This window comes from uncultured Actinomyces sp., from assembly GCF_963526355.1.
In the GTDB taxonomy this organism is placed as follows: domain Bacteria; phylum Actinomycetota; class Actinomycetes; order Actinomycetales; family Actinomycetaceae; genus Actinomyces.
The window spans coordinates 1-24,178 of record NZ_CAUROW010000009.1 but is presented as its reverse complement, the minus strand read 5'-3'; the positions used below and the strand labels follow the sequence as shown (position 1 = coordinate 24,178).

Here is a 24,178-nt window from a genome sequence, read left to right as displayed (position 1 = left end):
CTTGAGTAGGAGAACTCATGCCTGCAGACTCCACGCCATCGGACTGCCCCCTGAGGGTCATGCTCGTCTACGGCACCCGTCCGGAGGCGATCAAGCTCGCCCCCCTGGTGGCCGCCATGCGTGACGACGAGCGCTTCAACCCCATCGTCGTCGTCACCGGCCAGCACCGCGAGATGCTCGACCAGGTCCACGAGTTCTTCGGCATTGTCCCCGACGAAGACCTCGACATCCACGCCCCGGGACAGACCCTCACCCAGATCACCAATCGCTCCCTGCAAGGGGTGGGCCAAGCGATCGAGGCGTACCGGCCCGACGCTGTCGTCGTCCAGGGCGACACCACTTCAGCCTTCGCCGCCGCGCTGGCGGCCTTCTACCACGAGATCCCGGTCCTCCACGTCGAAGCCGGCCTGCGCACCGGCAATATCTCCTCTCCCTTCCCCGAGGAGGCCAACCGGCGGCTCATCAGCCAGGTGACCGCCCTGCACCTGTGTCCCACCACCACCAGCCGGGACAACCTGCTGCGCGAGAGCACCGACCCGCAGACTGTCCGCGTTACGGGCAACACGGTCATCGACGCCCTCCTGGTCGCCGTCGACCGCCGGGTTCCGCCCCCGGATGAGAATCTCATGGCGGCACTGGAGGATGTCTCCAGGAGAGTGGTGCTCGTGACCGCCCATCGCCGTGAGTCCTGGGGCGAGCCGATGCGGGCGATCGGACGTGCTGTCACCCGCCTGGCCGAGCAGCACCCTGAGGTGCTCTTTGTTCTACCGATCCACCGCAACCCCAGGGTCCGCGAGGCCCTTCTGCCGCAGATTGCGGGCCACAGCAACATCGTGTGGTGCGACCCGCTGGAATACGGCGCCTTCTGCGCACTGATCGACCGCTGCGACGTCGTCCTCACCGACTCCGGGGGTGTCCAGGAGGAGGCTCCTGCACTGTCCAAACCGGTCCTGGTCATGCGGGACAACACCGAGCGGCCCGAGGCCGTCGCCTTCGGGGTCGCCGAACTGGTCGGAACCGACGAGGACCGCATCGTCGAGCGGGTCTCCACCCTGCTGACCGACGAGGCGGCCTACGCGGCCATGGCCCAGGCGGCCAACCCCTACGGCGACGGACATGCCTGCAAGCGCATCCTGGCCGCCACCGCCGCCCTGTTCGATCGTGGCGTCCCCCTTCCCGAGTTCAACCCCGTTCCCATCTCGTCTCTCAAGGAGAGTTCATGATGTCCCCGATACTCCCCTCGGTCCGACGACGCCGCTGCGCGTTGGCCGTCGTCGCGGTGTGCCTGGGCACCTCCATCGCCTCCGTCGGTCCTGCCCAGGCCACGTCCCAGGCGGCCGTCTCCCAGGCCCCGGTCATGGGCCAGGCGATCGTGGCGAAACCGGTCGGCGGCGCTCAGGACAAGGCCGTTAATGCGGCTAACGACACCGACCCGGCCAAGAAGCCCCTTCCGGCTCCGCCCGAGCCCGGCGCCGCGGCCAAGAAGGAGCTGCCCCTCAAGGGCGATAAGCGGGCCGACGTCGACCTGAACAAGCCCGCGCCCGCCGCGGGTCAGGTCCGGCTGCGCGACCTGACCCAGAACGCCCCGGAACTGCCGGCCGGGGCCGTCAGCTTCTCCGATCAGGAGGCGGGACCGGCCTCGACCCTGGTCCTGTTCGACACGACCGGCGACTACGCCAAGCTGGGGGAGTACTACGCCCTGAGCATGGGAACCCTGGCCAGTCACTCGGGAGCCGTGACGACCCTTCCCGTCAAGGACTACGTGGCCGGCCTGGCCGGCCGCTTCACCAATGTGGTCTACGTCGGCTCCACCTACGACGAGCCCCTGCCGCGGGCCTTCATCGACGACGCCCTCACCGGAAACATCCCGGTGATGTGGTCCGGCTTCAACATCTGGCAGCTGGCCAGGACCGACGCCGACCGCGCCGCCTTCACCCAGCGCTACGGCTGGGATCCCGCCACCTCCTACATCGACTCCTCCGACCGGGTCACCAAGATCAGCTACAACGGTGCCTCCCTGAAGCGCAACGTGCTCAACACCGGTGGAATCGTCGCCCCGCACATCACCCGCGAGCAGGACGTCAAGGTCCTGGGACGTGCGGAGTGCTCCAAGCCCGATGGCGCGGCCACCGCCTGCGCCTCCGTGGCCCAGTCCGGGACCAGCTCCTTCCCCTGGGCCGTCAGCTCCTCGGGGCTGACCTTCATGGGGGAGATCCCGCTGACCTACCTCGGTGAGCAGGACCGGTACATCGCTGCCGCCGACATCCTCCTGGACTTCCTCCAGCCCAACGCCAAGCAGTACCGGCAGGCCGCCGTGCGCCTGGAGGACATCACCCCGGACAGCGACCCTGAGGAGCTGCAGGCGATCGTCGACTACCTCCACAGCGAGAACGTGCCCTTCCAGATGGCGGTCGTGCCGATCTACACCGACCCCAAGGGCACCGAGAATAACGGCGCTCCCAAGGAGCTCACCCTGAAGGACTCCCCGGAGCTGGTGGCCGTCCTCCAGGACGCCGTAGGCAAGGGCGGGACGATCGTCCAGCACGGCACCACCCACCAGTTCGGCACCCTGGACAACCCCTACAACGCTGTCTCCGCCGATGACTTCGAGTTCATCCGCTCGTGGTGCTCGGTGACGAACGACACGAAGGCGCCGGCCGTCGACTGCGAGGACAAGTCCTACGTGCAGATCGGAGGCGCTCTGCCGGGCACCTCCCAGGCATGGGCCGCGGAGCGCGTGGAGCAGGGGCGCCAGATCTTCGGTGAGGTCGGGTTGCCGACTCCGGAGATCTTCGAGACCCCGCACTACTCGGCCACCCGCGAGGCCTACTACGGTATCGGCGAGCAGTACCCGGTACGCTACGAGCGCGAGCTCCTCTACGCCGGCACCCTGACCAGTACCCAGGCCGGTCCGCACGACTACTACGGACAGTTCTTCCCCTACGCGGTCAACGACCCCTACGGGACACACGTCCTGCCGGAGAACCTGGGCAACTTCGAGCCCAATGAGATCAACCAGCACCCGCCGCGCCTGGCACAGGAGGTCGTCGACGCGGCCAAGCTCAACCTGGTGAACACTCACGCCACCGCCAGCTTCTTCTTCCACCCCTACTACCCGCTTCCCGAGCTGAAGAAGATCGTCGCCGGTATTAAGGCCGAGGGATACACCTTCGTCCCTGCCTCAGAACTGAAATGACGACGGACGCTGTCGGACGTGATACCGGGCCGCGTGGAGATCACCACGGTGGAACCGTTCGGTCAGACGATCCCTTGCGAGACGGGAATAATGACGGCATGCCTCTTGAGACCAATCGCAGAAGAGCACTGATGCTCCTGGGCGCCGGAGTCCTGGGAGTGTCAGTGTCCTCCTGCGGTCACGGGCATGCGGCCAGTCCGCCAGCCAGGGGCGACGGGGCGACCACCCACCTGAGCCTTCACCTCACCGACGCCCAGGGCGGTGCGCTCAGCCTCGAGGCACTGCGACGCATCCAGTCCAACGGCAAGGGCGAGGCCGGCTACGACGACGCCCTGTTGGACGCCAAGACCCTGGAAGTCGTCGTCGTCGGGCCGCTCTACCAGGACGAGGACGGGGCCATCGGCATCGACGTACCCACTGGGCGTGCCTGCACCCTGACGATGTCGTGGCCCACCAGCCACGGCTACTCGGCCCTCATGGCGGACCTGCCCGCCTCCGGCGAGCACAACCTCCTGGAGCTGGCGGCCAGGACCCTCCACGACCGTCAGGCCGAGCGCTATCAGCAGGCCGTCGGACAGGGCCTCAAGGGCGCCGATGAGGTCGCGACCCTGCGAACCGCAGCCCAGGAGTCCCTGGACGCCTGTGCCGCAGCCCAGTCCTGGGCTGACAGAGGCCGCCTGGCCACCTCGGCCCTGGAGTCGGCCTCCGGAGCCCAGCTGGCCCTGGATCGGGCGCTGGTGGCCCAGGCCCCGCAGGACGCCATCATCGGGGTGACCTTCACCCGGGTTCCCACTGCCGCCGAGATCGCCGCCGTTCTAGCTTCTAGTGGCCCGGGAGGCGGCAAGCGGAGGGTCTCGGCCCGTCTGGTGATCGGTGACCCCACCGACGCCCACGAGATGGCCGGCTGGCGCACCACGGTGGAGTCCCTGCACGCGCAGGGAGGCTTGGCCCTGGCCCAGATCTGCGACTCCCACGACGTGGCCGCCCTGACCGACCCGGCTTGGGACGCGCGGGTCGACGCCCTCATCAAGGCTCTTCCCTCCGTGGACGCCTGGGAGATCGGGAACGAGCTCGGAGGGGACTGGCTGGGCACAGGGCCGGTCGCCAAGGCCCAGCGCGCGGCCAAGGCGGTGCGCGAGCGCACCAGCGCCACGACGATACTCACCCTGTACTACCAGCTCGGACAGGCCGACCCTGTATACTCCCTGTTCAGCTATGCCGCCAAGGAGATCACCCAGCCGATCAGGGACCTGGTCGACGTCGTCGGCCTGTCCGTCTACCCTCAGCTCCACCCGCTGGGGACTGCTGCTGACCGGGTCCTGACGGCCCTGGATGCCGCCTTCCCGGCCTCCCGCATCGCCGTCACCGAGCTTGGGTACGGCGGCCAGGACCTGAACAACGGTCCGTGGTGGTTCGGATCGACCACTGACCCGGCTGCCGCCCGCACTGCGGTCGCCGAGCACGTCACCGGTGCGGCATTAGGACGTCCCGATGCCTGGGGAGCGCCCTTCTGGTGGTACTACCTCGAGGACCAGGTGGGGACCCCCGGCGGCCAGGTGGCTCCGGCGCTGGCAGCCGCCTCCAACGGTTTTTGATACGACAGCGCCGAATGAGGAACCCCGTGCCCACGCGCCCGGCCCTACCGCTGAGCCAGCACGAAGGGGTGGACCGCTGCCGCACCTGCCCGGCGCAGTAAGGACGCCGCCACAGTGAGCGTCCAGCCGGAATCGCTCCAGTCATCCACCAGGACCACCGTGGCGCCGTGCAGAGACTCAAGCGCCTGCGCCTGCCACTTCTGAAGCGTCAGGCTGCGAGCCACTTCCGCCAGGCGGAACGCCGATCCCACGTCGTGGCGCGGCGGCTCCAGGCCGGTGAGTCCCACGATCCCCAGTGGCCTGGCCCCGAGTCGGTTCGTCACGGCGTGACCCAGCTGGCGGACCAGACGGGGTCGAGAGCGGGAGTCCACGATGACGACGGCGATGCGCTGTTCCGGGACTCCGGTGTCTTCGGCGGTCTCGGAGCCGGGCTCAGAACCGGCCTGGGAGCCGGTGTCGGACCGCCTACCGCTTCGGATGGTCTCACCAAGCCTGTCCACCACCTCCAGCACCAGCGGCCTCAAGGAGACGGGAACCTCACCGTCATGACCGGAGGCCACCAGCTCCCTCAGCGCCCCCGCGGCACCCAGCCCGTCCAGACGGCCCACGGCCATCCCGATCTCCGCCTGCTCGCCGGCACCGATGCGTCCCTTGTACCGTCCTAGTCCTAGGCGATTCATCCCGGTGGGCCACTGACGGCGCGGCCGCAACTCGACTCCGGCACGACTGAGCGCATGGCGAGCGGCATCGATCTGCTCCTCACCGGGAACCTCGGGCAGGACCAGGCCTCCGCACAGGTCACAGGCCTCGCAGCGCCACCCCTGCCGAAGGTGCGGATCATCGAGGCAGGATCTCAGGAAAGCCATCCGGCAGGACGCGGGCGCCCCCGAGGAGTCGGGCACCTCCCCGAGCCGCTCATAGGAAACCATCGCCTCCTGCTCGCTCCGACGGGCGGCATCCACTCGTGCATAGCGCTCGGTGTCGTAGGACCAGGGCTCACCGGTGGACTCCCAGCCGCCACGAACCCTGCGCACGGCGCCGTCGACGTCAAGGACCTTGAGCATGGACTCCAGCCGAGCGCGCCGCAACGACGTGACCGTCTCCAGCGCCGCCGTCGACATCGGTCCGGCCCCCGTGGCCCGTTGCCCCTCCAGCCCGTCCAGGACCGCACGTACCTCCGCCTCGGGAGGGAAGCCCTGCGAGCCGAACCACTCCCAGATGGCGCGCTCCTCAGCACCCGGGAGCAGAATCACCTCGGCCCGCTCCACGCCACGACCGGCACGCCCCACCTGCTGGTAGTAGCTCACCGGTGAGGACGGAGCCCCTATGTGCACCACGAAGGCCAGATCCGGCTTGTCGAAGCCCATTCCCAGGGCCGAGGTGGCCACCAGCGCCCTGATCCGGTTGGCCTTGAGATCCTCCTCCAGGCTCTCTCGCTCGGCGGCGTCCGTCCGTCCCGTGTAAGCGGCCGCCTCCACGCCGGCCCCGATCAGGTACTCGGCGACCTCCAGCGCCGCCGAGACGGTCAGGCAGTAGACGATGCCGCTGCCGGGGGCGTGCCGCAGGTAAGCGGCCAGCCAGGCCAGGCGGGTTGCGGCGTCCGGCAGGGCCTTGACCCCCAGGTGGAGGGAGCTGCGTTCCAGGGGGCCGCGCAGGACCAGGACCTCGGAGCTGTTCGCAGAGCCGTCCGCTGCGGTTGCCGTCGGGGAAGCCCCCAGCTGCTCGGCGACGTCGGCACTGACCCGGGCGTTGGCGGTCGCCGTGGTCGCCAGGACCGGGGTGTGCGGCGGCAGGTCGGCCAGCAACGTGCGAATACGCCGGTAGTCCGGGCGGAAGTCGTGCCCCCAGTCCGAGATGCAGTGGGCCTCGTCGATGACCACCAGTGCGGCTCCGGCCGCCAGGTGCGGCAGGATCTCGTCACGGAACACAGGGTTGTTGAGGCGCTCGGGAGAGACCAGCAGGACATCCACCTCGCCGTCGCGCACCCGGGTCTCGATCTCCTCCCACTGGGTGACGTTGGCCGAGTTCATGGTGACGGCCCGGATTCCAGCGCGCTCGGCGGCGGCGACCTGGTCACGCATAAGGGCCAGCAGCGGCGAGATGATGACGCTCGTTCCGACGACTCCGGACCGGCTACGCGTGCCGGATACGGGTGGTGGCATACCGGGACGCCAGTCTCCCCAGCCCTCGCGCAGCAGCACCGTCGCCACGAAGTACACCGCCGACTTGCCCCATCCCGTGCGCTGGACCACCAGGGCACGGCGGTGGGCGAGGACCAACGCCTCGACCGCCCGCCACTGGTCTTCGCGCAGGTGCGCGTCGCTACGGCCCACGAGCTCGCGCAGGACTGCATCGGCACGCTCACGGATGAGGGAACCGCGCTGCTCAAGGTACTCAGGAATTTCAGGGCCTGGGATCACCATGGGGCCACGGTAGCGCCGGCGATCGTGGAAATCAGGCCTTGGATACCCTTGGCCCATGGACCTCCTCATCATCGCCGTACTGGGCGCTCTGGCCATTGCGGCTGCCTCTCAACTCAGTGACCGCATCGGCGTCGCCCCGGCGCTGATCCTCCTGGCCGGCGGCACGGCGGTGGGCTTCCTGCCCTTCATCCCGGCGATCGAGCTGGACCCCCAGGTGGTCCTGGAAGGAGTCCTTCCCCCTTTGCTGTTCTCGACGGCGGTGAGCATCTCCACCATCAACTTCCGCCGCGAGCTCGCCCCGGTGGCGGTGCTGGCCATCCTGCTGGTGCCCCTGTCCGCGGCAGTGATCGGCGTCGTCCTCACCCTCCTGGTTCCGGGACTCTCCCTGGCCTGGGCCATCGCCATGGGGGCGATCCTCAGTCCCACAGACGCCGTGGCCATCTCCATCGCTCGCCGGTTGGGAGTCTCCCAACGCATCATCACCGTCTTGGAAGGTGAGGGGCTGCTCAACGACGCCACTGCCCTGGTGGTCCTGTCCTCAGCCGTCTCCGCGGCAACGTCGGGAGGCGTCAGCGTCGGCGGCGTCCTGGGCGGCTTCGCCCTGGCGGTCCTCGTGGCCCTGGGCGTGGGCTGGCTCGTCGGCGAGGCGAGTCTACGGGTGCGCTCCCACATCACCGACCCCACCGTGGACACGGTCGTCTCCTTCACCGTCCCCTTCCTCGCGGCGGTCCCGGCCGAGCACATGCACGGCTCGGGCCTCGTGGCAGCCGTTGTCGCCGGGCTCATCACCGGCCACCGCGGCCCCCGGATGCTGCCGCCGGCCCACCGGGTGGCCTCACGCACCAACTGGCACACCGTCGAGCTCACTCTGGAAGGACTCATCTTCCTGGTCATGGGGCTGGAGTTCTTCGGCATCGTGGAGAAGGTCGACGCCTCAGCTCTCGGTGTTGTCAGGGCCATCGCGGTCGCTGTCGTTGCTGGCGCGCTGACCGTCGTCATCCGGGCCCTCGTCGTCGCGCCGATGCTCAAGTTCCTCAGTCACCGGACCGCTCGCTGGGCGATCCACTGGCAGGAGAACGAGGAGGCCATCCACCAGTTCCAGAACCGCTGCTCGGCCATCGTACGTGGAGAGTCCGAGATGCCCCCGGTTCCCTGGGATCGGCGCCCTTTCGCGCAGGTTCAGCGCAGGCTTCGCCGAGAGACCAACCACGAGAGCATCGCCCGACGCGCACGCCGCCTCTCCAGCCGGGTCAGACGCCGGGGCGCCGACCTGGAGTACTTCGCGGCCGAGCCCCTGGGCACACGCGAAGGCGCCGTCATCGTCTGGGCGGGTATGCGCGGCGCCATCACCCTGGCAGCCGCCCAGACCCTGCCGACCACAGCGCCTCACTACCCCTTCCTCCTCCTGGTGTCCATGCTCGTGGCCGCTGGCTCGCTGACGATCCAAGGACTCACGCTGTCCGCACTGGTCCGCGTCGTCAGACCCGCTATGGCCGGCCCCGCCGACGAGGAGGAGAGGGCAGCCGTCATCTCGCTGCTGGTCAACGCCGCCCGCGACGTTGCCGCCGTCGGTACTCACAGCGCTCCCCAGCGCTCCGTACCCACCGTGCCCACCGGTGCCGCAGCCCCCGACACCTCGGGCATTCAGGCGACAACGAGCACTCCCGAGCTGGACAAGGTCTCACCACCCGCCTATGACATCGAGAACAATGAGAGCCTCAATCCATCCCCGGAGCAGCACGGCCTCGTGCGCCGGGAGGGCAATGACATCGTCGTCTCGCCGGGAGCCGTCGCCAAGGCCTGGGCCGACCCCACCTGGCGCCATGATGAGCTCGCCCCCGTGCGCGAGCGCGCCCTGGACATGATCCGGGCCCAGCGCGAGGCCCTCCTCGACGCCGGTGACGAGGGTCTCTACTCGGCCGACTCCCTGGAGCACGCCCTGGACCGCCTCGACTTCCAGGAGATCATGCTGACCAGTGAGCCGCACTGACCACACCCTCAGCAGACACTGCGGCCGCCACCTCGGTGCCGCCGGCACCACCGAATGGGGAGCCCAACCGCGAGAGCGTACCGAGCCGTAGACTCCTGGCGTGAGTGCGAACCTGCCCCTGAGACCGGACCTGGACGGTGAGGCCCCCTACGGGGCCCCGGAGCTCGACGTCCCCGTGCGGCTGAACGTCAACGAGAACCCCTATTCGCCCTCGGCCGCCGTCATCGAGTCGATCGCCACCGCCGTGGCCCAGGCCGCCCAGGGCCTCAACCGCTACCCGGAGCGGGACTTCCCCCGGCTGCGGGCCGCGCTCGCGGACTATCTCAAGGCCGAGTCCGGTGCGCACCTGGCCCCTGAGCAGATCTGGGCGGCCAACGGCTCCAACGAGGTCATGCTCCACGTACTCCAGGCCTTCGGCGGCCTCGGGCGCATCTGCCTGACCTTCACCCCCACCTACTCGATGTACCCCGAGTACGCCCGGGACACACTGACCGACTACGCCACGCGACCGCGCCGGGAGGACTTCACGCTGGATGTGGACGCCGCGGTGACTGCGATCAACGAGCTGCGACCTGCCGTCGTCATTCTGGCCAGCCCTAACAACCCGACCGGAACAGCCCTGCCACTGGAGGACATCGGGCGGATCCTCGAGGCGGCACGCGGTCACGGCCCCATACTCGGAGCCGAGATCGGCTCACCGGCCCGGGCCAGTGACTGCGTCGTCGTCATCGACGAGGCCTACGCCGAGTTCCGCCGTCCGGGCGTGCCCAGCGCCCTGGAACTGGTAGGGCCGGCCAACCCGCACCTGGCCGTCACCCGCACCATGTCCAAGGCCTTCGGGGCCGCCGGCCTGCGTCTGGGCTACCTGGCCGCCGACCGCGCCCTGGTCGACGCCCTGCGCGTGGTGCGCCTGCCCTATCACCTCTCCGCCGTCACCCAGGCCGCCGCGCTGGCCGCCCTATCCCACCGTGACGAGCTCATGGCTCAGGTGGCCTCCTTGCGCAATGAGCGTGATGCCTTCGTGTACTGGCTGCGGGCCCAGGGCCTGACCGCTCACGAGTCGGACGCCAACTTCGTCCTGTTCGGCCCGTTCCCGGACCGTGACGCCGTCTGGCGGACTCTGCTCGACGCCGGGGTCCTCATCCGCGTCGTCGGTCCCGAGGGGTTCCTACGGGCCAGTATCGGAACACCCGAGGAAATGGACCGACTGCGCAGCGCCCTGGCCGCTGCCATCGGGATCTGAGACCGATGCCGGCCGCGGACGGTACGCAGGACCTGTAGGGTTGTTACCGGTTGAGACACCTATGAAGAGAACCAGTACCGCTGAAATCCGCTACATCCGATGCTGAGGAAGCACACATGAGCCGTACCGCGCGTATCGAGCGAGCCACAAGCGAGTCCAGCGTCGTCATCGAGATCAACCTCGACGGCACCGGCCGGACCGACATCTCCACCACCGTTCCCTTCTACGACCACATGCTCACCGCCCTGGGGCGCCACTCACTCATCGACCTGACCGTGCGCGCCACCGGCGACATCGACATCGACGTGCACCACACCGTGGAGGACACCGCCATCTGCATCGGCGAGGCTCTGCGCGTGGCGCTGGGGGACAAGCGCGGTATCCGCCGCTTCGGCGAGGCCAGTGTTCCCCTGGATGAGGCCCTGGCCCACGCCGTCGTCGACATCTCCGGGCGTCCCTACCTGGTGCACGAGGGCGAGTCGGAGGCCTTCGTCCACCATCTCATCGGCGGGCACTTCACCGGCTCGATGGTGCGCCACGTCCTGGAGGCCATCGCCTACCATGCAGGCATCTGCCTGCACGTGCGCGTCCTGTCCGGGCGCGACCCCCACCACATCGCCGAGGCCGAGTTCAAGGCCTTGGCTCGTGCCCTGCGCGCCGCCGTGGAAAACGACCCCCGCGTCGAGACCATCCCGTCCACGAAGGGGACCCTGTGATGGACCACACTTCCCAGTCCGGCGAGAACCGCAACGACGGCCAGGACCACCGGCGCGACCTGGACGCCGAGTTCGCAGCCCTTATGGACGACGTCGATATCCCTGATGACCTCTCGGCGGCCGACGGCCTCGAGGCACCGGAAGGCCCTCATCGCGGGACGGGCTCAGCGAATGCGGTGGGTACCTCAACTGTCCCGGTCACCGGTCAGGAGGAGACGACGCCTGAGGTCATCAACCCCGACGACGTCCCCCACAACACCTATTACTCCCTCAACGACGGGGAAGAGCCCTCAGAAAAAGCCGTCCGGCTCACCGACGCCCAGGAGGCGGAGATCGCGGCGGCGGCAGACTTGCTGAGCTCTTTGAGCCCCGGCGATTCCGATGAGCAGGCACCCAAAGCGGTCAAGGTCGCCATTGTCATGACGCCGCTGAACCGGGCAGACGGTTTGGCGGGGATGTGCTCGCTCATGGACCTGGACTGCACCGTGGTGCCCTCCTCCAGTGGTGCCTTCGCGGTCAAGCAGTTCGTCTCGGCCCACTCGGACTGGGACGTGGCCGAGTTGCTCGGCGGATCCGACTCCGAACCCGCTGAGGCCGCGGAGCTTGCCGCCCAGCTCTCCCGCCTGTCACGAGCCGGCGCGGTCCTCATGACCGCCGACCTGGCCACCGACGTCGGCATCGAGTCCGGCCTGTCCGGGACGATCACCGCCCGTCACTTCACCAACGGCCAGCCCGGGGAGGAGGCATCGGCAGGACTCCTCCTGGCCTCCATGGACCAGGTCGTCGAGGACGTGCTCCTGGGCGTCATCGACGCCGAATCCGTCCCTGGAGCCGTGAGGTCCTCGGAGATCAAGGCACCCAGGGCGATGCGCTGGTTCGGTCGTGGACTTCGTCGTCCCCCGCAGTGACGTCACCGTTACCGTTCGCGGCTTGCAATTCACAGCATGAGCCGGCTGCGGCTTCTAGCTCGCGTATGAGCTGGTCCGCTGACCGCCCTTCTGATCCGAGGCGATACACGAAAAACCTCGCTTTCCGGCATTCCATCCTGCCTCGCCAGGTCCCAGGACCGACGTACTCGGATTGACCGCCCCGTACTGCTGAGCTGCCTCTGGTGTGCAGGTGGATCGCACGTTGGGGTCGGAGGCCAGGTCGTCGTCGCTGGAGCCCGTGGTGCTCTCCGCCAGTGTTCCCACCTGAAAGACCTCCCAGGAGTGAGGCTCGTTGCAATCCACCTTCCGTGCGGTGGTCTGCCCCGAGATGGAGGTGGTGCCCGTTAAACAACTGCCTACCGGATGCGGTGGGGTGGAGGCGACGTCCTGGCCCGAGGACGTGTGGCCGGCCGATGCTTCTGTGCTCGATGCCGCTCCCGTAGCGCCGGTGGTGGGAGTCAGCCAGATTCCCGTCAACCAGGCGGCACCCAGGCCGATGAACAGGCCGGCAGCTGCTCCCAAGGCGCCGGCACGCAGACCGATCTGGCGGCGCTCGCGAGCGTTGAGCCGGAGTGGCCGGCCGGTGCCGGCCGCTATCGGACTGTTCGCCGAGGCGTTCAAGGAGCCGGGTGACGCCATCGGCATCGGCGGTTGCTCGTGCTGCTCCAGCCACCCGGATGCTGCCGGGGCCGCGGACCGTGCCGAGTGGGCGGAACCCGTGGATGACCCTGATAGTGCTCCGGAGACGCCGGGCAGGTGAGTGTTGGAGAGATTGAGCGGGCTGCTGCCCGACCCTGCTGAATCCGACACCCCGTGATCGGGAGGAGGCGGCGCTAGACCGGCCTCAACCAGCTGCAAGGAGGTCACCGGCCCACCGACGGCCAGGTCACCTGTCCCGAGTTGGTCACGAACCTGCCCTAGGGCGTTAGTGAGTTCTGTGCCATTGCGGTAGCGATCCTTCGGATCGGGAGCCATGGCCTTGCTCAGCACCGGAAGTAGGAGCTCTGGAACGTTAGGGTCGTTGAGGTTCAGGGGCTCGTCGAGGGAACGGACGATTGCGGGCAAGCTGCGCTGTACGCCGTCGGGACCTCGTCTGGGGCCCCGACCCGTCAGAAGGGCGAAGAGCACCGCGCCCATGGACCAGACGTCGCCCTCGGGGCCGGGGCTGGCCAGCATGAAGGCCTCCGGTGCGGCGAAGTCGGGGGTGAGGCACTCCAGGGTGACTGTGGGGTCCTGGCCCTCGCGTTGGACGGAGGCGATGCCAAAGTCCGACAAGCGCGGTGAGCCGTAGGAGTCCAGAAGGATATTGGCGGGTTTGATGTCACGGTGCATGACACCGGCCGCGTGAGCTGCGCTCAGTGCTGAGGCCGCAGCCTCCACCAGCGCCACGGCATCGGATGCCGGAGTCGGGCCACGCGAGACGAGGTCGTAAAGGCTACCGCCTGCGCACAGCTCCATGACGAGGTAGGGGCGCAGGTCGGGCAGCTTGCCGGTGTCGACCAGTGAGACCACATGGGGGTGCCCTGAGATTCGGGAGGCGGCCTGTACCTCCCGCATGAACCGTCGTTCGTTGCGCGGATCGTCCAGAGGTCGGGAGTCCACCTTGACGGCGACCGGGCGCTCAAGGGAGTCCTGTACGCCGGCGTAGACCGTTGCAAAACCTCCGCGCCCCAGTACCGACTTGATCCGAACGCCGGGGATGGAGAAGGGCGCAGCGCTGTGTGTGCTGGTGGACTCTCGCGGTCCTGAGGCCGATGACGCGGACAACTGGTTCGCGGAAGGCGGCGGTGGTGGTGCCGGCGGTGGTGGTGCGTCGCCGGAGGAGAACTGCATGCTCACAGGTGCATCCTCGCCCATGTTGGAGGTTTGCGAAAGAAAAGCGGGTGTCCGGGTCAGGACCGGCCACCAGGTGCCGTATCACCGCCCGGCGTGTCGAGACGTGTCAGATGTGTGCGCGCTGTGATGGAACAGTGGTGCAAGTGCGGCAGATGGCGGGCCTGCCCACGATGGCGCTTGCTCTGCGGAGTGGAGGATGTCCCGGAACGATCTGCCGGGACGGTAGGGTATGTCACATGCAAGCGCCCTGCGTCACCATCTTGTCCTACGGATCCGGCAACGTTCGCTCGGCCGTTCGCGCTTTGGAGCGAGTGGGTGCGAGGGTGACGCTGACCAGCGATCCTCGGAAGGTGACTGATGCTGACGGGCTGGTCGTTCCCGGTGTCGGCGCCTTCGGTGCGGTGATGGGTCAACTGCGAAAGGTCGACGCGCCGCGTCTCATCGAGCAGCGCCTGGCCGGCGGGCGTCCGGTCCTGGGAATCTGCGTGGGTATGCAGGTCATGTTCGACCGCTCCGAGGAACATGCAACCACGGCAGAGGGGCTGGGCCAGTGGCCTGGAACCGTCAGTCGGCTGCGGGCCGAGGTCGTCCCGCACGTGGGATGGAGCCGGGTCCGTCCTCCCGAGGGCTCCGTGCTGTTCGACGGCATCGCCGAGGAGCGTTTCTACTTCGTCCACTCCTACGCGGCCACCCAGGACCCCGCCGAGTTGCTCGGTCCCGGTCCCACTCGGCCACCCCGAGCCACCTGGGCGACTCACGGACAGGACTTCATTGCCGCCGTGGAGAACGGGGCCCTGTGCGCCACGCAGTTCCATCCCGAGAAATCCGGTGACGCGGGGGCCCAGCTTCTGCGTAACTGGCTGACGACCCTCTGAACCCATCTGAGCCGATTCAAGACCATCGCAGGAGAAAAGCATGCTCACCCTACTTCCCGCCGTCGATGTCGCCGACGGCAAGGCCGTCCGGCTCCTTCAAGGAGAGGTCGGCTCCGAGACGGACTACGGCAGCCCCGTCGACGCCGCCCGGGACTGGGTGCGGGCCGGGGCCGAGTGGATCCACCTGGTGGACCTCGACGCGGCCTTCGGCCGCGGATCCAATTCAGAGCTGCTCTCACGCATCGTCGGTGAGGTAGGCAGCAAGGTGGAGCTCTCCGGAGGCATCCGCGATGATGCTTCGCTGGCCCGGGCTCTGGCGGCAGGTGCCGCTCGGGTCAACCTGGGCACGGCGGCACTGGAGAACCCCGAGTGGACCGAACGGGTCATTGCCGAGCATGGCGACAGGATCGCCGTCGGCCTCGACGTGCGCGGCACGACCCTGGCGGCCCGCGGTTGGACCAAGGAGGGCGGTGATCTGTGGGAGACCCTTGAGCGTCTCGATGCCGCCGGATGCGCTCGCTACGTCGTCACCGACGTCACTCGTGACGGAACCCTGAGCGGCCCCAACATCACATTGCTCACTGACGTGTGTCGGCGCACTGCCGCTCCGGTCGTCGCCTCGGGCGGTATCGCTCACCTTGATGACCTGATCGCACTGCGGCGCCTGACCCCGCTCGGACTGGAGGGGGCGATCGTCGGAAAGGCGCTCTACAACGGCAACTTCACTCTCCGGGATGCATTGGCCGTCGCCGGCGATGAGGAGGAACGCGAGCCGTCGAAGACGCACCTCTGATCTCTTCTCTGCCCTCTGCCTGACGGCGCTCGGCAGCGTGGTGGCCGCTATCGGCGTCCAGGACGCTTCGGGCGTTGCCAGTGTCTGATAACGCCCCGCAGCGCGGTGGCGAAGACGACGCCAGTGACCGCCAGGTAGGGGCCATAGTGCTGGCGGGTAATTGGTCCCAGTGGCCTGCCCAGTGTCTTGATGATGGCGGTAGAGGCCGCCATGCGCGCAGCCCGCTCTCCGGCCGCGTGAATGACGACCGAGGGCAGAGGCAGGTCACGTCGCCCGGACTCGGCGGCGAAGAGCTTCACCGGAATCCCGGTCAGTGCCTGCTTCCAGTATCCGCGGGGGCCTTGACTCAGGTAACGGGAGGTCGCCGTCCTCATCGCCGGTGTGGTCCACGGCGCGGGAGGCTGGTGTCCTCCCCGGGTGAGCAGATGGGTAACCACGATCCCGGCAACGGATCCTGCCACGACCATCACCGTGCGGCGCCACATCCGCTCAGGGTGGGTCAGTCCCAGCCACACCTGGCTCATCTCCGCCATGATCGGAAAGGAGATGGCCTCGGCCATGCCCCAGACGAACATCACAGCATCACCGCGGCCGCCCTCCATCGCGGCGCACAGGACGCTGAAGACATCTGAGACCGGCTCGGGCTTGCGGGGGCGCTTGAGCATCTCCACGATCTGCTCACGTGCCTGGTCGCTGACACCCTCCACGTCATCGCTGGGAGCGATCGGTTCTCCCACGCGGACCTCAACAGGGGAGTAACGGGGCAAGCTCCCCTTCTTGGGCATCATCTCGCGCGTCCCCACCAGCGCAACCGGTAGTACGGGGATCCCGAAGTCTCGTGCGAGCCGGGCGGCCCCGGAGTGGAAGCGGCCCACGTCCCCGTCCGTGGAACGGGTGCCTTCGGGGAAGATGAGAATGCTCATCGACTCCGCCACCCGGTTGGCCAAGGTACCTCGCAGCTCCTCGTAAGCGCCCTCGCCGTCGCGTCGTACCGGGTAGGCGCCCAGCAGCCCCCTGGCCACGAGGCGACGCGAGCGACGGGTGAACCAGTAGTCCTGTGCAGCGACCGTCACCACCCGCATGAGTGTCGGGGAGGCGCTCATCATGGCGATCGTGTCCACATGGGAACCATGGTTGGCGACGACGACGTAAGGGCCGTCGGCCTCGAACTCGCCCTCGACCTGCACGCCCCCGAACGAGGCGATGACGGCTGACCAGAAGCGCTGACGCAGTACCGCGCGCCAGGTGACCTTCTGGGGCGTTTGCACAATCGATCGCAGGCGGCGTCCCGCCGAGGCGATCTCGGTCGGACCTGGAATCGAGGGTGTCTGAGGGGACATCGGACTACCTTTCCGTGGGTGGTGCAGGCGATGGAGGAGACGATGTTGAGGAGGCGACTCGGAATCGGAGAGACGGGATGGGGCTGGTACGGGGGTCAGTCATCCCAGAACGGCGGCCAGAGGCAGAACCAGGAGCAGGGAGTCGACTCGGTCCAGGATCCCTCCGAACCCGGGCAGCCAGGCGCCGGCGTCCTTGACCCCGGCGGTGCGCTTGACGAGGGACTCCAGAAGGTCGCCCAGGACGCCGCCCAAACCGACGGCGATCACCAGGCCGGGAGTGATGTGGCCGAGCAGAATGAGAATGAGGATGGTCCCGATGACGGCCCCCGCCAGTCCACCGAGCGTCTTGTTCGGGGACAAGGGGGACAGCGGGCGGCGCGCCCAGGCCAATGGGCGCAGGAAGGTACCACCGGCCCATGCGGCCACATCGGCGGCCGCAGCCGCGAAGGCGATGAGAAACGCGTCGTGCCATAGCACTACGAGGTGCGCCAGGGACCAGGGGATCCAGATCGATGCAAAACCGGCAATCGTCGCTCTCCTCAGGCCGTGTTCGACGTCGCCGGCCAGGACTGCGGGTACAGTGCACACGAGCACTATCAGCGGGGCGAGCGCCATGAGGTCTGGGCGCAACCAGGCAGCCAACGGATAGATCACCGCCAGTGACGCCAACATCATGGTCTCCGCCTTGGGCAGCCGAGTGAGTTGGGAGAGCTCACGCACCGACTGGAGCCCGAGGGCAGCGGCGAGCAGCGCCGTCGTCCCCCGCCCGACCCAGATAGGAATGCCGACCGCCGGGATGATGACGGCCCATGTGGTCCAGCGACGGCGCAGCTCCGCTTTACGGGACAGGGCAACACCGATGCCGGCCAGAAGCAGGATCGCCATGGCCGTAGCCGCGAGGAACACCGCTCGACCCGTGAGGACCCACCCCGCCCCGGGAATGGTCACGGTCCACGAGCGGCTGCCGCCCACGATCCAGTCGATCACCCCGCCGTCGGAGTTTCCGTTGCTGGTCCATGCGATCACTTGGGTGCTCACGAGCCGGCTCCCGGGGCGAGCTCCTCTTCAGGGGCGATGCGCCCGATGTGGCTGATGTCCTGCGGCGGTGGCGGTGCCATGGCATCGGCCATGGCCGGACCGATACGCCCGGCGAGCGCGGAGGCGGTGCGCGCCAGCCGCATGCAGGCCGTCACCACGGAGCCCATGATGATGACCCAGGCGATTATCGCCAGGTACTGGGGTAAGGCGGCCGCTACGACCGCCGCCAGGCACCGCTCGGTCTTACCGAACGGCCCACCGTTGAGCCTGGCAGCGCCAGCACCTGCGGCGGCCAGGGAGACGAAGGTCGGTAGCGTTGCTGCTGCCAGGGCGATCAGCGTCAGATAGACCGTGGTGGTCGATGAACCGGTGCGTAGGGCGAGGCCCACCAGACCGGCCATGATGAGCAGGTCAGAGACCCGATCGCCGATCTCGTTGAGGACGAAGCCGAAGGGCCTCGAGACACCTCGCGCCCGAGCCACGGCTCCGTCCAGATTCGCGCCCCCGAGCCGGGCGGCCAACAGGACGAATGCCAGGGGCCACCAGCCCATAACCAGTGCCCCGCAGCCCAGTGCGGCGGCGATGACACCGACCATGGTCCATACGTCAGGAGAGATGCCGCGGCGCACCGAGGCCTGGATGATGACCCCCAACCGTCGGGTGTACCAGTACTTCAATGAGTAGAGCGATGCCACCGCAACAGGGTATCGATCCAAGACCTCGAGGGGGCACGATCGGTTCCGAAGTCACTGGGTAGTAATGCCCTTGGTCCGGACGCGCTACGGTGAGTGCCATGTGCAGGTCTTCGGATACTCAGATGCCAATCCCACAGCCCGGGGGTACGCGCAGGCCCGCCCCCGAGACGGCTCCTCAGGTGGCCGCAGCCATGGCCGCCCGGGCCAGGCTGGAGCGTCTTCTCGCCGCACCTTCACCCTTTGCCGACGATGACGGAGCGATGCGTCCGGAGGTCAGCGCAGCGTTGGAGGCCACCGACCTGCCCCGTCACCAGTACCTCGACCGGTTGTGGGCTGTCCTTGTAGGCGGCCGGCTGATCGTCCCCGTCGCCGCTCACGCCCTGCTCGGCCGCTCGATGCCGAGCGGCTCGCAGAGTGTGGGCCTGTCGCGCGAAGGTCCGCTTGAGGTCCCGGCCCATGAGGTGCATACCACCGACGCCTGCCAGGACGCGGCGACCCTGGCGGTGAGCCTGCCCGACGGTCACATCGCCCTGCCGGTCTTCACCAGCGCCGGGGCCATGAGTCGGTGGCGCAGCGACGTGCGCCCCGTACCCGTCTCGCCCCAAAGGGCGGCCCAGGTCGCATGCCTGTCCACGGACCAGCTGTGGGTGCTCGACCCCGGCAGCCGGGATCTGCGCCTGCCGCGTCCTGCCGTGGTGGCCCTGGCCGGGGGAGAGTCGTGGGCGCCGTCGTGGCGCAATGAGCCCGTTCAGGCAGAGGTACGTGCCCAGCTTGAGGATGTCGATGGCGTCACCGGCGTGGCCTTCGGACCCGGAGAGGACGCTGAGCTGCGGGTCTTCATTCGTATCGATGCCGCGGGTGGACGGGCCTCCGTGGCCCGGAGCCTGGAAGACTGCCAGTATGTCATGGTCAACCCGGCCTGGGGCGATCTCATCGACACCGTGGAGCTGTGCCCGCTACCGGCCTGACCCGGTCCTGCTCGCCGCCTTTCGCAGCCTTCACGAGCAGGGCCGCAACCCTGTCAGGAGCGTCCCAGAATCGTGGTGCTCCACTGGCCGACCTGACCGTAGTGGTCGTCCAGCGGGCCGGCCACCTGGTTGAAACGGGTGACGACCTCGCGCAAGGTCTGAGCATCCTGCTCACGTCCGTCGTCCTGCGCGATCTGAGCCGCAGCCTCCGCAATCGCACGGATCTGAGCCAAGTCCCGCGTGGAGACCATCACCTGGTTGGAACCCGGGTCTCTCGTGGTGCTCCAGTCAGCACCTGCCTGGCTCGAGGGGGAGCGAGCACCTTCCGTCTGACCATGTGGGTCCGGGATCCTCGCAACACTGTTCCATTCCATGGGTCCGGAGCGTAAGGCATCCGGCATGACCGGGCCACCGAAGGAATATGTGTTGAAATAGTACCGATGATCACTGCTCTGACCGCCGCATCTCGTCGCCGGACGCGCGGTGCCCACGTACCCGTTAGCCGACCGGATTCGGCCGACGACGTAGTGAGCACGACCACTGCCCAGGAACCTGCGACGGGTGACATCCAAAGCCTCGAGGAGAGCCGTGAGCCCCTGGTGAGTGTCCGAGATCTTAGCGTCGGATATAACAATCAGCCGGTCTGCGCTCCGGCGACCTTCGATCTGCTCGCCGGCCAGGTCTTGGCGTTGGTCGGGGTTAATGGGGCCGGTAAGTCGACGATTCTGCGCAACTGTTGCGGACTGCTGCAACCGCTGGACGGCCGGGTGCGGGTGCTCGGTCGTGTGCCGGATCCTCGCTCGGGCGCTCAGCGCGCCGCGGTGGCCACCGACCTGGGGCAGGAGTCCTTCTTTCCCACACTGACCGTTGCCGAGCATCTTCAGCTCGTGTGCTTCGGGCACGGCGTCGCCGACGCCGATGATGTTGTCGCCGATCTGTTGGATGACCTGGAGCTGGGGCGGTTGGCGGGGCACCTTCCCGATGAGCTCTCCTCGGGGCAGCGGCGCCGCCTTGCGCTGGCATCGGTCCTGGTCCGCCCTCACAGGCTGCTGGCCCTTGACGAGCCCGAGCAGCGCTTGGACCGAGTGACCCGGTTGCTGTTGGCGGACCGTCTTGTCGAGGAGCGCGAGTCCGGTGGGGGAGTGCTCATGGTCTCTCACGACCCTGAGATTGTGGAGGAGACTGCCACCCAGGTGCTCCTCGTCGGCCGTGACACCAGGTTGCTGAGTGTGGCCGATGGTGTGCGCGCCATCGAGGAGGGCCTGCAGTGACGATCCAGGGTTCCTCACGGGTGCAAGCCGCCTCGACCGGGTCGGAGATGAAGTCCTTTCCCGATGGCGCTGATCTGAGGCGGTGGACTGCGCGCCGTACCCGACGGCATCGTCGCGGGGCGTGGGCGCTCGTAGGCGATATCTACTCCGGGCTCCTGGCGATCACCATCGTTGGAATGATCCTGGCCCCGCACCTGCGTCGGCTGGTCGTCACTCGTTCCTCCGCGACGAGCCGGGACATCGGTCTGAGACTGCTCGATCTGGACCCGGGCTGGCTGCTGCTGATCCTCATGCTGCTGCTTGCCGCACTTGTGCTCGGTCCGCTCCACCGGCTCGGTCCGCTCTTCCTTCGTCCTCATGAGGCGGCCTGGTGGCTGCCGATGCCCGGGGGGCGGGGCAGCCTCCTGGTGCCGGTGGCGCGTGTCGAGTACTTCCTGGCGGCTGTCGTGGGTGCTGTGATGGGTGTGCTGCCTGCCGCGGTGGCTGGGGGCGGGTGGTTGGCAGCCGTCGTGTGGCCGGCCTTGCTGGCGGCGGAATTCTGCCTGGTGCTCTCCGGGCTCATCGTGGCGCAGGTCCAGGGGCACGGTGTGGCGCGTCTTCGCGGGATCCTGATCCTGACCGGAGCAGCTGTCTGCATGGCCGGCGTCATCCTTCCCTTCCCGCGATCAGTGCCTGGGCATGCCTCGGTCGCAGCCCTGGCCGGGGTGCTGGGCGTCGTCGGCGTGCTGCAGTGGAGGCGGGTACGGCTCAGCCTGGGACAGGTGCATGACGCCGCGCTTCTCGATGTCGTCGCCCGATCCTTCGGCGCCCACGTCTGCCTGCTCTCCCTCGACTCCAGGGCTCTGGGGCGCCTGCTCTCACCGCCACTTTCCCGACCCGGCCGCCTCGCCCCGCTTCGGTGGGCCCGGTTCTCCAGCCGGATGCCCCGAGCCGTCAGGGTCGTGGTGTGTGTTGCTCAGGCGGACTGGCTGCTGCTGCGTCGTCAGTCCTGGCGCCTGCTCCAGCTGGGGGCTGGCTTGACCGTCGCGGCTGCGCCCTTCCTGTCCGGCTCTGTGAGCAGCGCGCTGCGCGTGATCGCCTACCTCACCGGTGGCTGGATCGCGACCCTGGCCGTTGCCGAACCGGCTCGTCAGGCCTGGTTCGACGGTGTTCCCGACGCCTCCTGGCCGGCGCCGCCCTGGATGGTTCGGACGGGGCATCTACTCGTGCCTGCTGTTCTCATGAGCGCGTGGTCCGTACTGAGCCTGGTGCCCGCCATGGTGGCCCTTGGCATTACGGCGACCTGGAAGGATCTCGGGGTCGTGGCCGCCCTGGCTCTTGTGAGCGGCTGGGCCTGGGCCGGGGTGGCGCTGCGCTCCGGGTACCGGACGATGCCCGACTTCGCAGCTGGACTCATCACCTCGCCCATGGGGTCTCTGCCCCCGGGGATGGTGCAGATGCTCACGGCCGGTCCTGACGCGGCGCTCGTCGGGACGCTGGCGACGGCACTCGTCGCCTGCACCATCATTGTGCCGACGACGACGGTGCTCTGCATTCAGACCGCCGCCACCGCCGTCGTCATCCTGTGGGGGATCCGGACCAATCGATGGGCCTCCTGACGCTCCGATCCGCCTCGTACGTGGGAGGACTCACGTCGGTAGTGTTGGAGACGTTTGGGAATCGTACCGACGTGCTGGTAGCATCCCTCATTGACCAACCGGGGTTCTCCCCGGTGCGCAAGCGGAGCGATCCCACCTGGGTTCCTTCACGGGAATCGGGTTCATGCAAGGGCACAGGGCCCTTCGCGGTCGCCTCTCGGCCACAGCCGGGCGGCACCGTGCTCGAATCGAGGCCTCCGACCTGCGCGGCAGGGACGGGGGCCTTTCCCCGTTCCGCAACCATCCGTGACTCAGAGTGAGGAACCGACATCAGCGAGCCCCGTATCAACGAACGGATCCGCGTTCCCGAAGTGCGTCTCGTCGGCCCCAGCGGCGAGCAGGTCGGCGTCGTCCGCGTGGAGGACGCCCTGCGTCTGGCTGAGGAGGCCGACCTCGACCTGGTCGAGGTGGCCCCCGACGCTCGCCCTCCGGTGTGCAAGCTCATGGACTACGGCAAGTTCAAGTACGAGTCGGCCATGAAGGCGCGTGACGCGCGACGCAACCAGGCAAACACCCAGCTCAAGGAGATCCAGTTCCGCCCCAAGATCGATGAGCACGACTACGCCACCAAGCGCGGCCACGTCGAGCGATTCCTCAAGGGCGGGGACAAGGTCAAGTGCATCGTCCGCTTCCGTGGCCGTGAGCAGTCCCGGCCCGAGCTCGGGATCAGGCTCCTCCAGGGCCTGGCCGAGGAGATGGCCGAGTTGGGCACCATCGAGTCCCACCCCCGCCAGGACGGCCGCAACATGGTCATGGTCCTGGCCCCGGTCCGTAAGAAGGCCGAGGTCAAGTCCGATCAGCGCCGCCGTCGCGAGGAGGCCCGTGCCGCCCGACGTGCCGAGAAGCACGCGGGACGGGCGCCCAAGGGCGCCAAGGCCTCAGGCAGGGAGCTTGCCAGCGAGAACGCCTGAGGGTACCCGACGGTGCTCTCGACACTCACCTGACACCCAACGACCCACCCCCTCACCACCGTGAGCGGGGTCCGCAGTCCCGGTGACCACCCGTCTTCCAGGGACCGAGAAGAGGAAATTACCCATGCCGAAGAACAAGACGCACTCCGGTGCCAAGAAGCGCTTCCGGGTTACCGGCAGCGGAAAGCTCATGCGCGAGCAGGCCAACAAGCGCCACCTGCTGGAGGTCAAGTCCTCCCGCCGCAAGCGCAAGCTGTCCCAGGACCAGCCGGTCGCTCCGGCCGACGTCCGCCAGGTCAAGAAGCTGCTCGGTCGCTGACCGCCCAACCCACCAAGGAGTCTCACCATGGCACGTGTGAAGCGGGCTGTTAACGCCCAGAAGAAGCGTCGTTCCGTTCTCGAGAAGGCCTCGGGCTACCGCGGCCAGCGCTCGCGCCTCTACCGCAAGGCCAAGGAGCAGGTCACCCACTCCGGCGTCTACGCGTTCCGCGACCGTCGCGCCCGCAAGGGTGACTTCCGTCGCCTGTGGATCCAGCGCATCAATGCTGCCGCCCGCGCCGAGGGGCTGACCTACAACCGCTTCATCCAGGGTCTTGGCCTGGCCGGCGTGGAGATCGACCGCCGTATGCTCGCCGAGCTGGCAGTCAATGAGCCCGAGGGCTTCAAAGCCCTCGTGGAGGTCGCCCGCAAGGCCCTCCCCGAGGACGTCAACGCCCCCAAGG

20 protein-coding genes and 1 pseudogene are annotated in these 24,178 nt (G+C 68.1%); 15 read left to right on the top strand and 6 right to left on the bottom strand.

Features of this window, described 5'->3' with window-relative positions; all coding sequences use genetic code 11:
- Positions 1-17 precede the first annotated feature (17 nt).
- The 3 genes from wecB to RWR81_RS03930 all read left to right on the top strand — a co-directional run bounded on the left by wecB (position 18) and on the right by RWR81_RS03930 (position 4,791).
- Complete coding sequence (gene wecB, locus RWR81_RS03940; protein ID WP_314454706.1) at positions 18-1,223, top strand: non-hydrolyzing UDP-N-acetylglucosamine 2-epimerase; 1,206 nt, start codon at positions 18-20, stop codon at positions 1,221-1,223.
- On the top strand, positions 1,220-3,196 hold the full coding sequence (locus tag RWR81_RS03935) for a polysaccharide deacetylase family protein (RefSeq protein ID WP_314454703.1): 1,977 nt from the start codon (positions 1,220-1,222) through the stop codon (positions 3,194-3,196). Before wecB ends, RWR81_RS03935 begins: the two co-directional genes overlap by 4 nt.
- 98 nt (positions 3,197-3,294) lie before the next feature.
- The gene (locus tag RWR81_RS03930; RefSeq protein ID WP_314454700.1) at positions 3,295-4,791 is read left to right on the top strand and encodes a Tat pathway signal sequence; all 1,497 of its coding nucleotides are present in this window, start codon (positions 3,295-3,297) and stop codon (positions 4,789-4,791) included.
- A gap of 44 nt (positions 4,792-4,835) precedes the next feature.
- Here the strand turns inward: RWR81_RS03930 and RWR81_RS03925 are convergent, their stop codons facing one another.
- On the bottom strand, positions 4,836-7,214 hold the full coding sequence (locus RWR81_RS03925) for a DEAD/DEAH box helicase (RefSeq protein WP_314454698.1): 2,379 nt from the start codon (positions 7,212-7,214) through the stop codon (positions 4,836-4,838).
- 55 nt (positions 7,215-7,269) lie between these two features.
- Here RWR81_RS03925 and RWR81_RS03920 point away from each other — a divergent pair, with 55 nt between their 5' ends.
- From RWR81_RS03920 to RWR81_RS03905, 4 genes are all read left to right on the top strand, one after another.
- Positions 7,270-9,204 carry a sodium:proton antiporter gene (locus RWR81_RS03920; protein ID WP_314454695.1) on the top strand — a complete coding sequence of 645 codons (1,935 nt, stop codon included), beginning with the start codon at positions 7,270-7,272 and terminating at the stop codon, positions 9,202-9,204.
- Between the two features lie 100 nt (positions 9,205-9,304).
- On the top strand, positions 9,305-10,447 hold the full coding sequence (locus tag RWR81_RS03915; RefSeq protein WP_314454692.1) for a histidinol-phosphate transaminase: 1,143 nt from the start codon (positions 9,305-9,307) through the stop codon (positions 10,445-10,447).
- Positions 10,448-10,563: 116 nt separating this feature from the next.
- On the top strand, positions 10,564-11,163 hold the full coding sequence (gene hisB / locus RWR81_RS03910) for an imidazoleglycerol-phosphate dehydratase HisB (protein WP_314454690.1): 600 nt from the start codon (positions 10,564-10,566) through the stop codon (positions 11,161-11,163).
- The gene (locus RWR81_RS03905; protein ID WP_314454816.1) at positions 11,163-12,071 is read left to right on the top strand and encodes a hypothetical protein; all 909 of its coding nucleotides are present in this window, start codon (positions 11,163-11,165) and stop codon (positions 12,069-12,071) included. Before hisB ends, RWR81_RS03905 begins: the two co-directional genes overlap by 1 nt.
- 54 nt (positions 12,072-12,125) lie before the next feature.
- On the opposite strand, the gene RWR81_RS03900 is transcribed toward RWR81_RS03905, so the two are convergent.
- Positions 12,126-13,925 carry a protein kinase domain-containing protein gene (locus RWR81_RS03900; RefSeq protein WP_314454813.1) on the bottom strand — a complete coding sequence of 600 codons (1,800 nt, stop codon included), beginning with the start codon at positions 13,923-13,925 and terminating at the stop codon, positions 12,126-12,128.
- A 239-nt stretch (positions 13,926-14,164) separates the two neighbouring features.
- On the opposite strand from RWR81_RS03900, the gene hisH reads away from it, so the two are divergent.
- Together hisH and priA are read left to right on the top strand one after the other, a co-directional pair.
- Positions 14,165-14,803, top strand: coding sequence for an imidazole glycerol phosphate synthase subunit HisH (hisH, locus tag RWR81_RS03895; protein ID WP_314454687.1), 639 nt, complete (start codon positions 14,165-14,167; stop codon positions 14,801-14,803).
- 40 nt (positions 14,804-14,843) lie between these two features.
- Positions 14,844-15,596, top strand: coding sequence for a bifunctional 1-(5-phosphoribosyl)-5-((5-phosphoribosylamino)methylideneamino)imidazole-4-carboxamide isomerase/phosphoribosylanthranilate isomerase PriA (gene priA, locus RWR81_RS03890; protein ID WP_314454684.1), 753 nt, complete (start codon positions 14,844-14,846; stop codon positions 15,594-15,596).
- A gap of 47 nt (positions 15,597-15,643) precedes the next feature.
- Here priA and RWR81_RS03885 read toward each other — a convergent pair whose 3' ends face one another.
- The 3 genes from RWR81_RS03885 to RWR81_RS03875 all read right to left on the bottom strand — a co-directional run bounded on the left by RWR81_RS03885 (position 15,644) and on the right by RWR81_RS03875 (position 18,669).
- Entirely contained in the window at positions 15,644-16,936 is a 1,293-nt protein-coding gene (locus RWR81_RS03885; RefSeq protein ID WP_314454681.1) for a lysophospholipid acyltransferase family protein, read from the bottom strand.
- Between the two features lie 99 nt (positions 16,937-17,035).
- Positions 17,036-17,974, bottom strand: coding sequence for a phosphatidate cytidylyltransferase (locus RWR81_RS03880; protein WP_314454678.1), 939 nt, complete (start codon positions 17,972-17,974; stop codon positions 17,036-17,038).
- Complete coding sequence (locus tag RWR81_RS03875; protein WP_314454675.1) at positions 17,971-18,669, bottom strand: CDP-alcohol phosphatidyltransferase family protein; 699 nt, start codon at positions 18,667-18,669, stop codon at positions 17,971-17,973. Before RWR81_RS03875 ends, RWR81_RS03880 begins: the two co-directional genes overlap by 4 nt.
- Before the next feature lie 191 nt (positions 18,670-18,860).
- Between RWR81_RS03875 and RWR81_RS03870 the strand changes: the two genes are divergently transcribed.
- The gene (locus RWR81_RS03870) at positions 18,861-19,637 is read left to right on the top strand and encodes an SseB family protein (RefSeq protein WP_314454812.1); all 777 of its coding nucleotides are present in this window, start codon (positions 18,861-18,863) and stop codon (positions 19,635-19,637) included.
- Positions 19,638-19,690: 53 nt separating this feature from the next.
- Here RWR81_RS03870 and RWR81_RS03865 read toward each other — a convergent pair whose 3' ends face one another.
- The gene (locus RWR81_RS03865; protein WP_314454672.1) at positions 19,691-20,011 is read right to left on the bottom strand and encodes a hypothetical protein; all 321 of its coding nucleotides are present in this window, start codon (positions 20,009-20,011) and stop codon (positions 19,691-19,693) included.
- A gap of 66 nt (positions 20,012-20,077) precedes the next feature.
- On the opposite strand from RWR81_RS03865, the gene RWR81_RS03860 reads away from it, so the two are divergent.
- The 5 genes and pseudogenes from RWR81_RS03860 to rplT form a co-directional block, all read left to right on the top strand.
- Entirely contained in the window at positions 20,078-20,908 is an 831-nt protein-coding gene (locus tag RWR81_RS03860; RefSeq protein WP_399497960.1) for an ATP-binding cassette domain-containing protein, read from the top strand.
- Entirely contained in the window at positions 20,905-22,506 is a 1,602-nt protein-coding gene (locus RWR81_RS03855) for a DUF6297 family protein (protein ID WP_314454666.1), read from the top strand. Before RWR81_RS03860 ends, RWR81_RS03855 begins: the two co-directional genes overlap by 4 nt.
- A 308-nt stretch (positions 22,507-22,814) precedes the next feature.
- A pseudogene (gene infC, locus RWR81_RS03850) lies at positions 22,815-23,324 on the top strand (translation initiation factor IF-3); the annotation flags it as partial.
- A 256-nt stretch (positions 23,325-23,580) separates the two neighbouring features.
- Positions 23,581-23,775: a 50S ribosomal protein L35 gene (gene rpmI / locus RWR81_RS03845; RefSeq protein WP_003780493.1), complete on the top strand. Its 195-nt coding sequence runs from the start codon at positions 23,581-23,583 to the stop codon at positions 23,773-23,775.
- A gap of 27 nt (positions 23,776-23,802) precedes the next feature.
- On the top strand, positions 23,803-24,178 hold a 376-nt coding region (gene rplT, locus RWR81_RS03840), incomplete at its 3' end, for a 50S ribosomal protein L20 (protein WP_314454663.1).

Coding starts and splice junctions, on each gene's coding strand:
- wecB (WP_314454706.1), top strand. CDS start 18: ATGCCTGCAGACTCCACGCCATCGGACTGCCCCCTGAGGGTCATGCTC.
- RWR81_RS03935 (WP_314454703.1), top strand. CDS start 1,220: ATGATGTCCCCGATACTCCCCTCGGTCCGACGACGCCGCTGCGCGTTG.
- RWR81_RS03930 (WP_314454700.1), top strand. CDS start 3,295: ATGCCTCTTGAGACCAATCGCAGAAGAGCACTGATGCTCCTGGGCGCC.
- RWR81_RS03925 (WP_314454698.1), bottom strand. CDS start 7,214: ATGGTGATCCCAGGCCCTGAAATTCCTGAGTACCTTGAGCAGCGCGGT.
- RWR81_RS03920 (WP_314454695.1), top strand. CDS start 7,270: ATGGACCTCCTCATCATCGCCGTACTGGGCGCTCTGGCCATTGCGGCT.
- hisB (WP_314454690.1), top strand. CDS start 10,564: ATGAGCCGTACCGCGCGTATCGAGCGAGCCACAAGCGAGTCCAGCGTC.
- RWR81_RS03905 (WP_314454816.1), top strand. CDS start 11,163: ATGGACCACACTTCCCAGTCCGGCGAGAACCGCAACGACGGCCAGGAC.
- RWR81_RS03900 (WP_314454813.1), bottom strand. CDS start 13,925: ATGCAGTTCTCCTCCGGCGACGCACCACCACCGCCGGCACCACCACCG.
- hisH (WP_314454687.1), top strand. CDS start 14,165: ATGCAAGCGCCCTGCGTCACCATCTTGTCCTACGGATCCGGCAACGTT.
- priA (WP_314454684.1), top strand. CDS start 14,844: ATGCTCACCCTACTTCCCGCCGTCGATGTCGCCGACGGCAAGGCCGTC.
- RWR81_RS03885 (WP_314454681.1), bottom strand. CDS start 16,936: ATGTCCCCTCAGACACCCTCGATTCCAGGTCCGACCGAGATCGCCTCG.
- RWR81_RS03870 (WP_314454812.1), top strand. CDS start 18,861: ATGGCCGCCCGGGCCAGGCTGGAGCGTCTTCTCGCCGCACCTTCACCC.
- RWR81_RS03865 (WP_314454672.1), bottom strand. CDS start 20,011: ATGGAATGGAACAGTGTTGCGAGGATCCCGGACCCACATGGTCAGACG.
- RWR81_RS03860 (WP_399497960.1), top strand. CDS start 20,078: ATGATCACTGCTCTGACCGCCGCATCTCGTCGCCGGACGCGCGGTGCC.
- rpmI (WP_003780493.1), top strand. CDS start 23,581: ATGCCGAAGAACAAGACGCACTCCGGTGCCAAGAAGCGCTTCCGGGTT.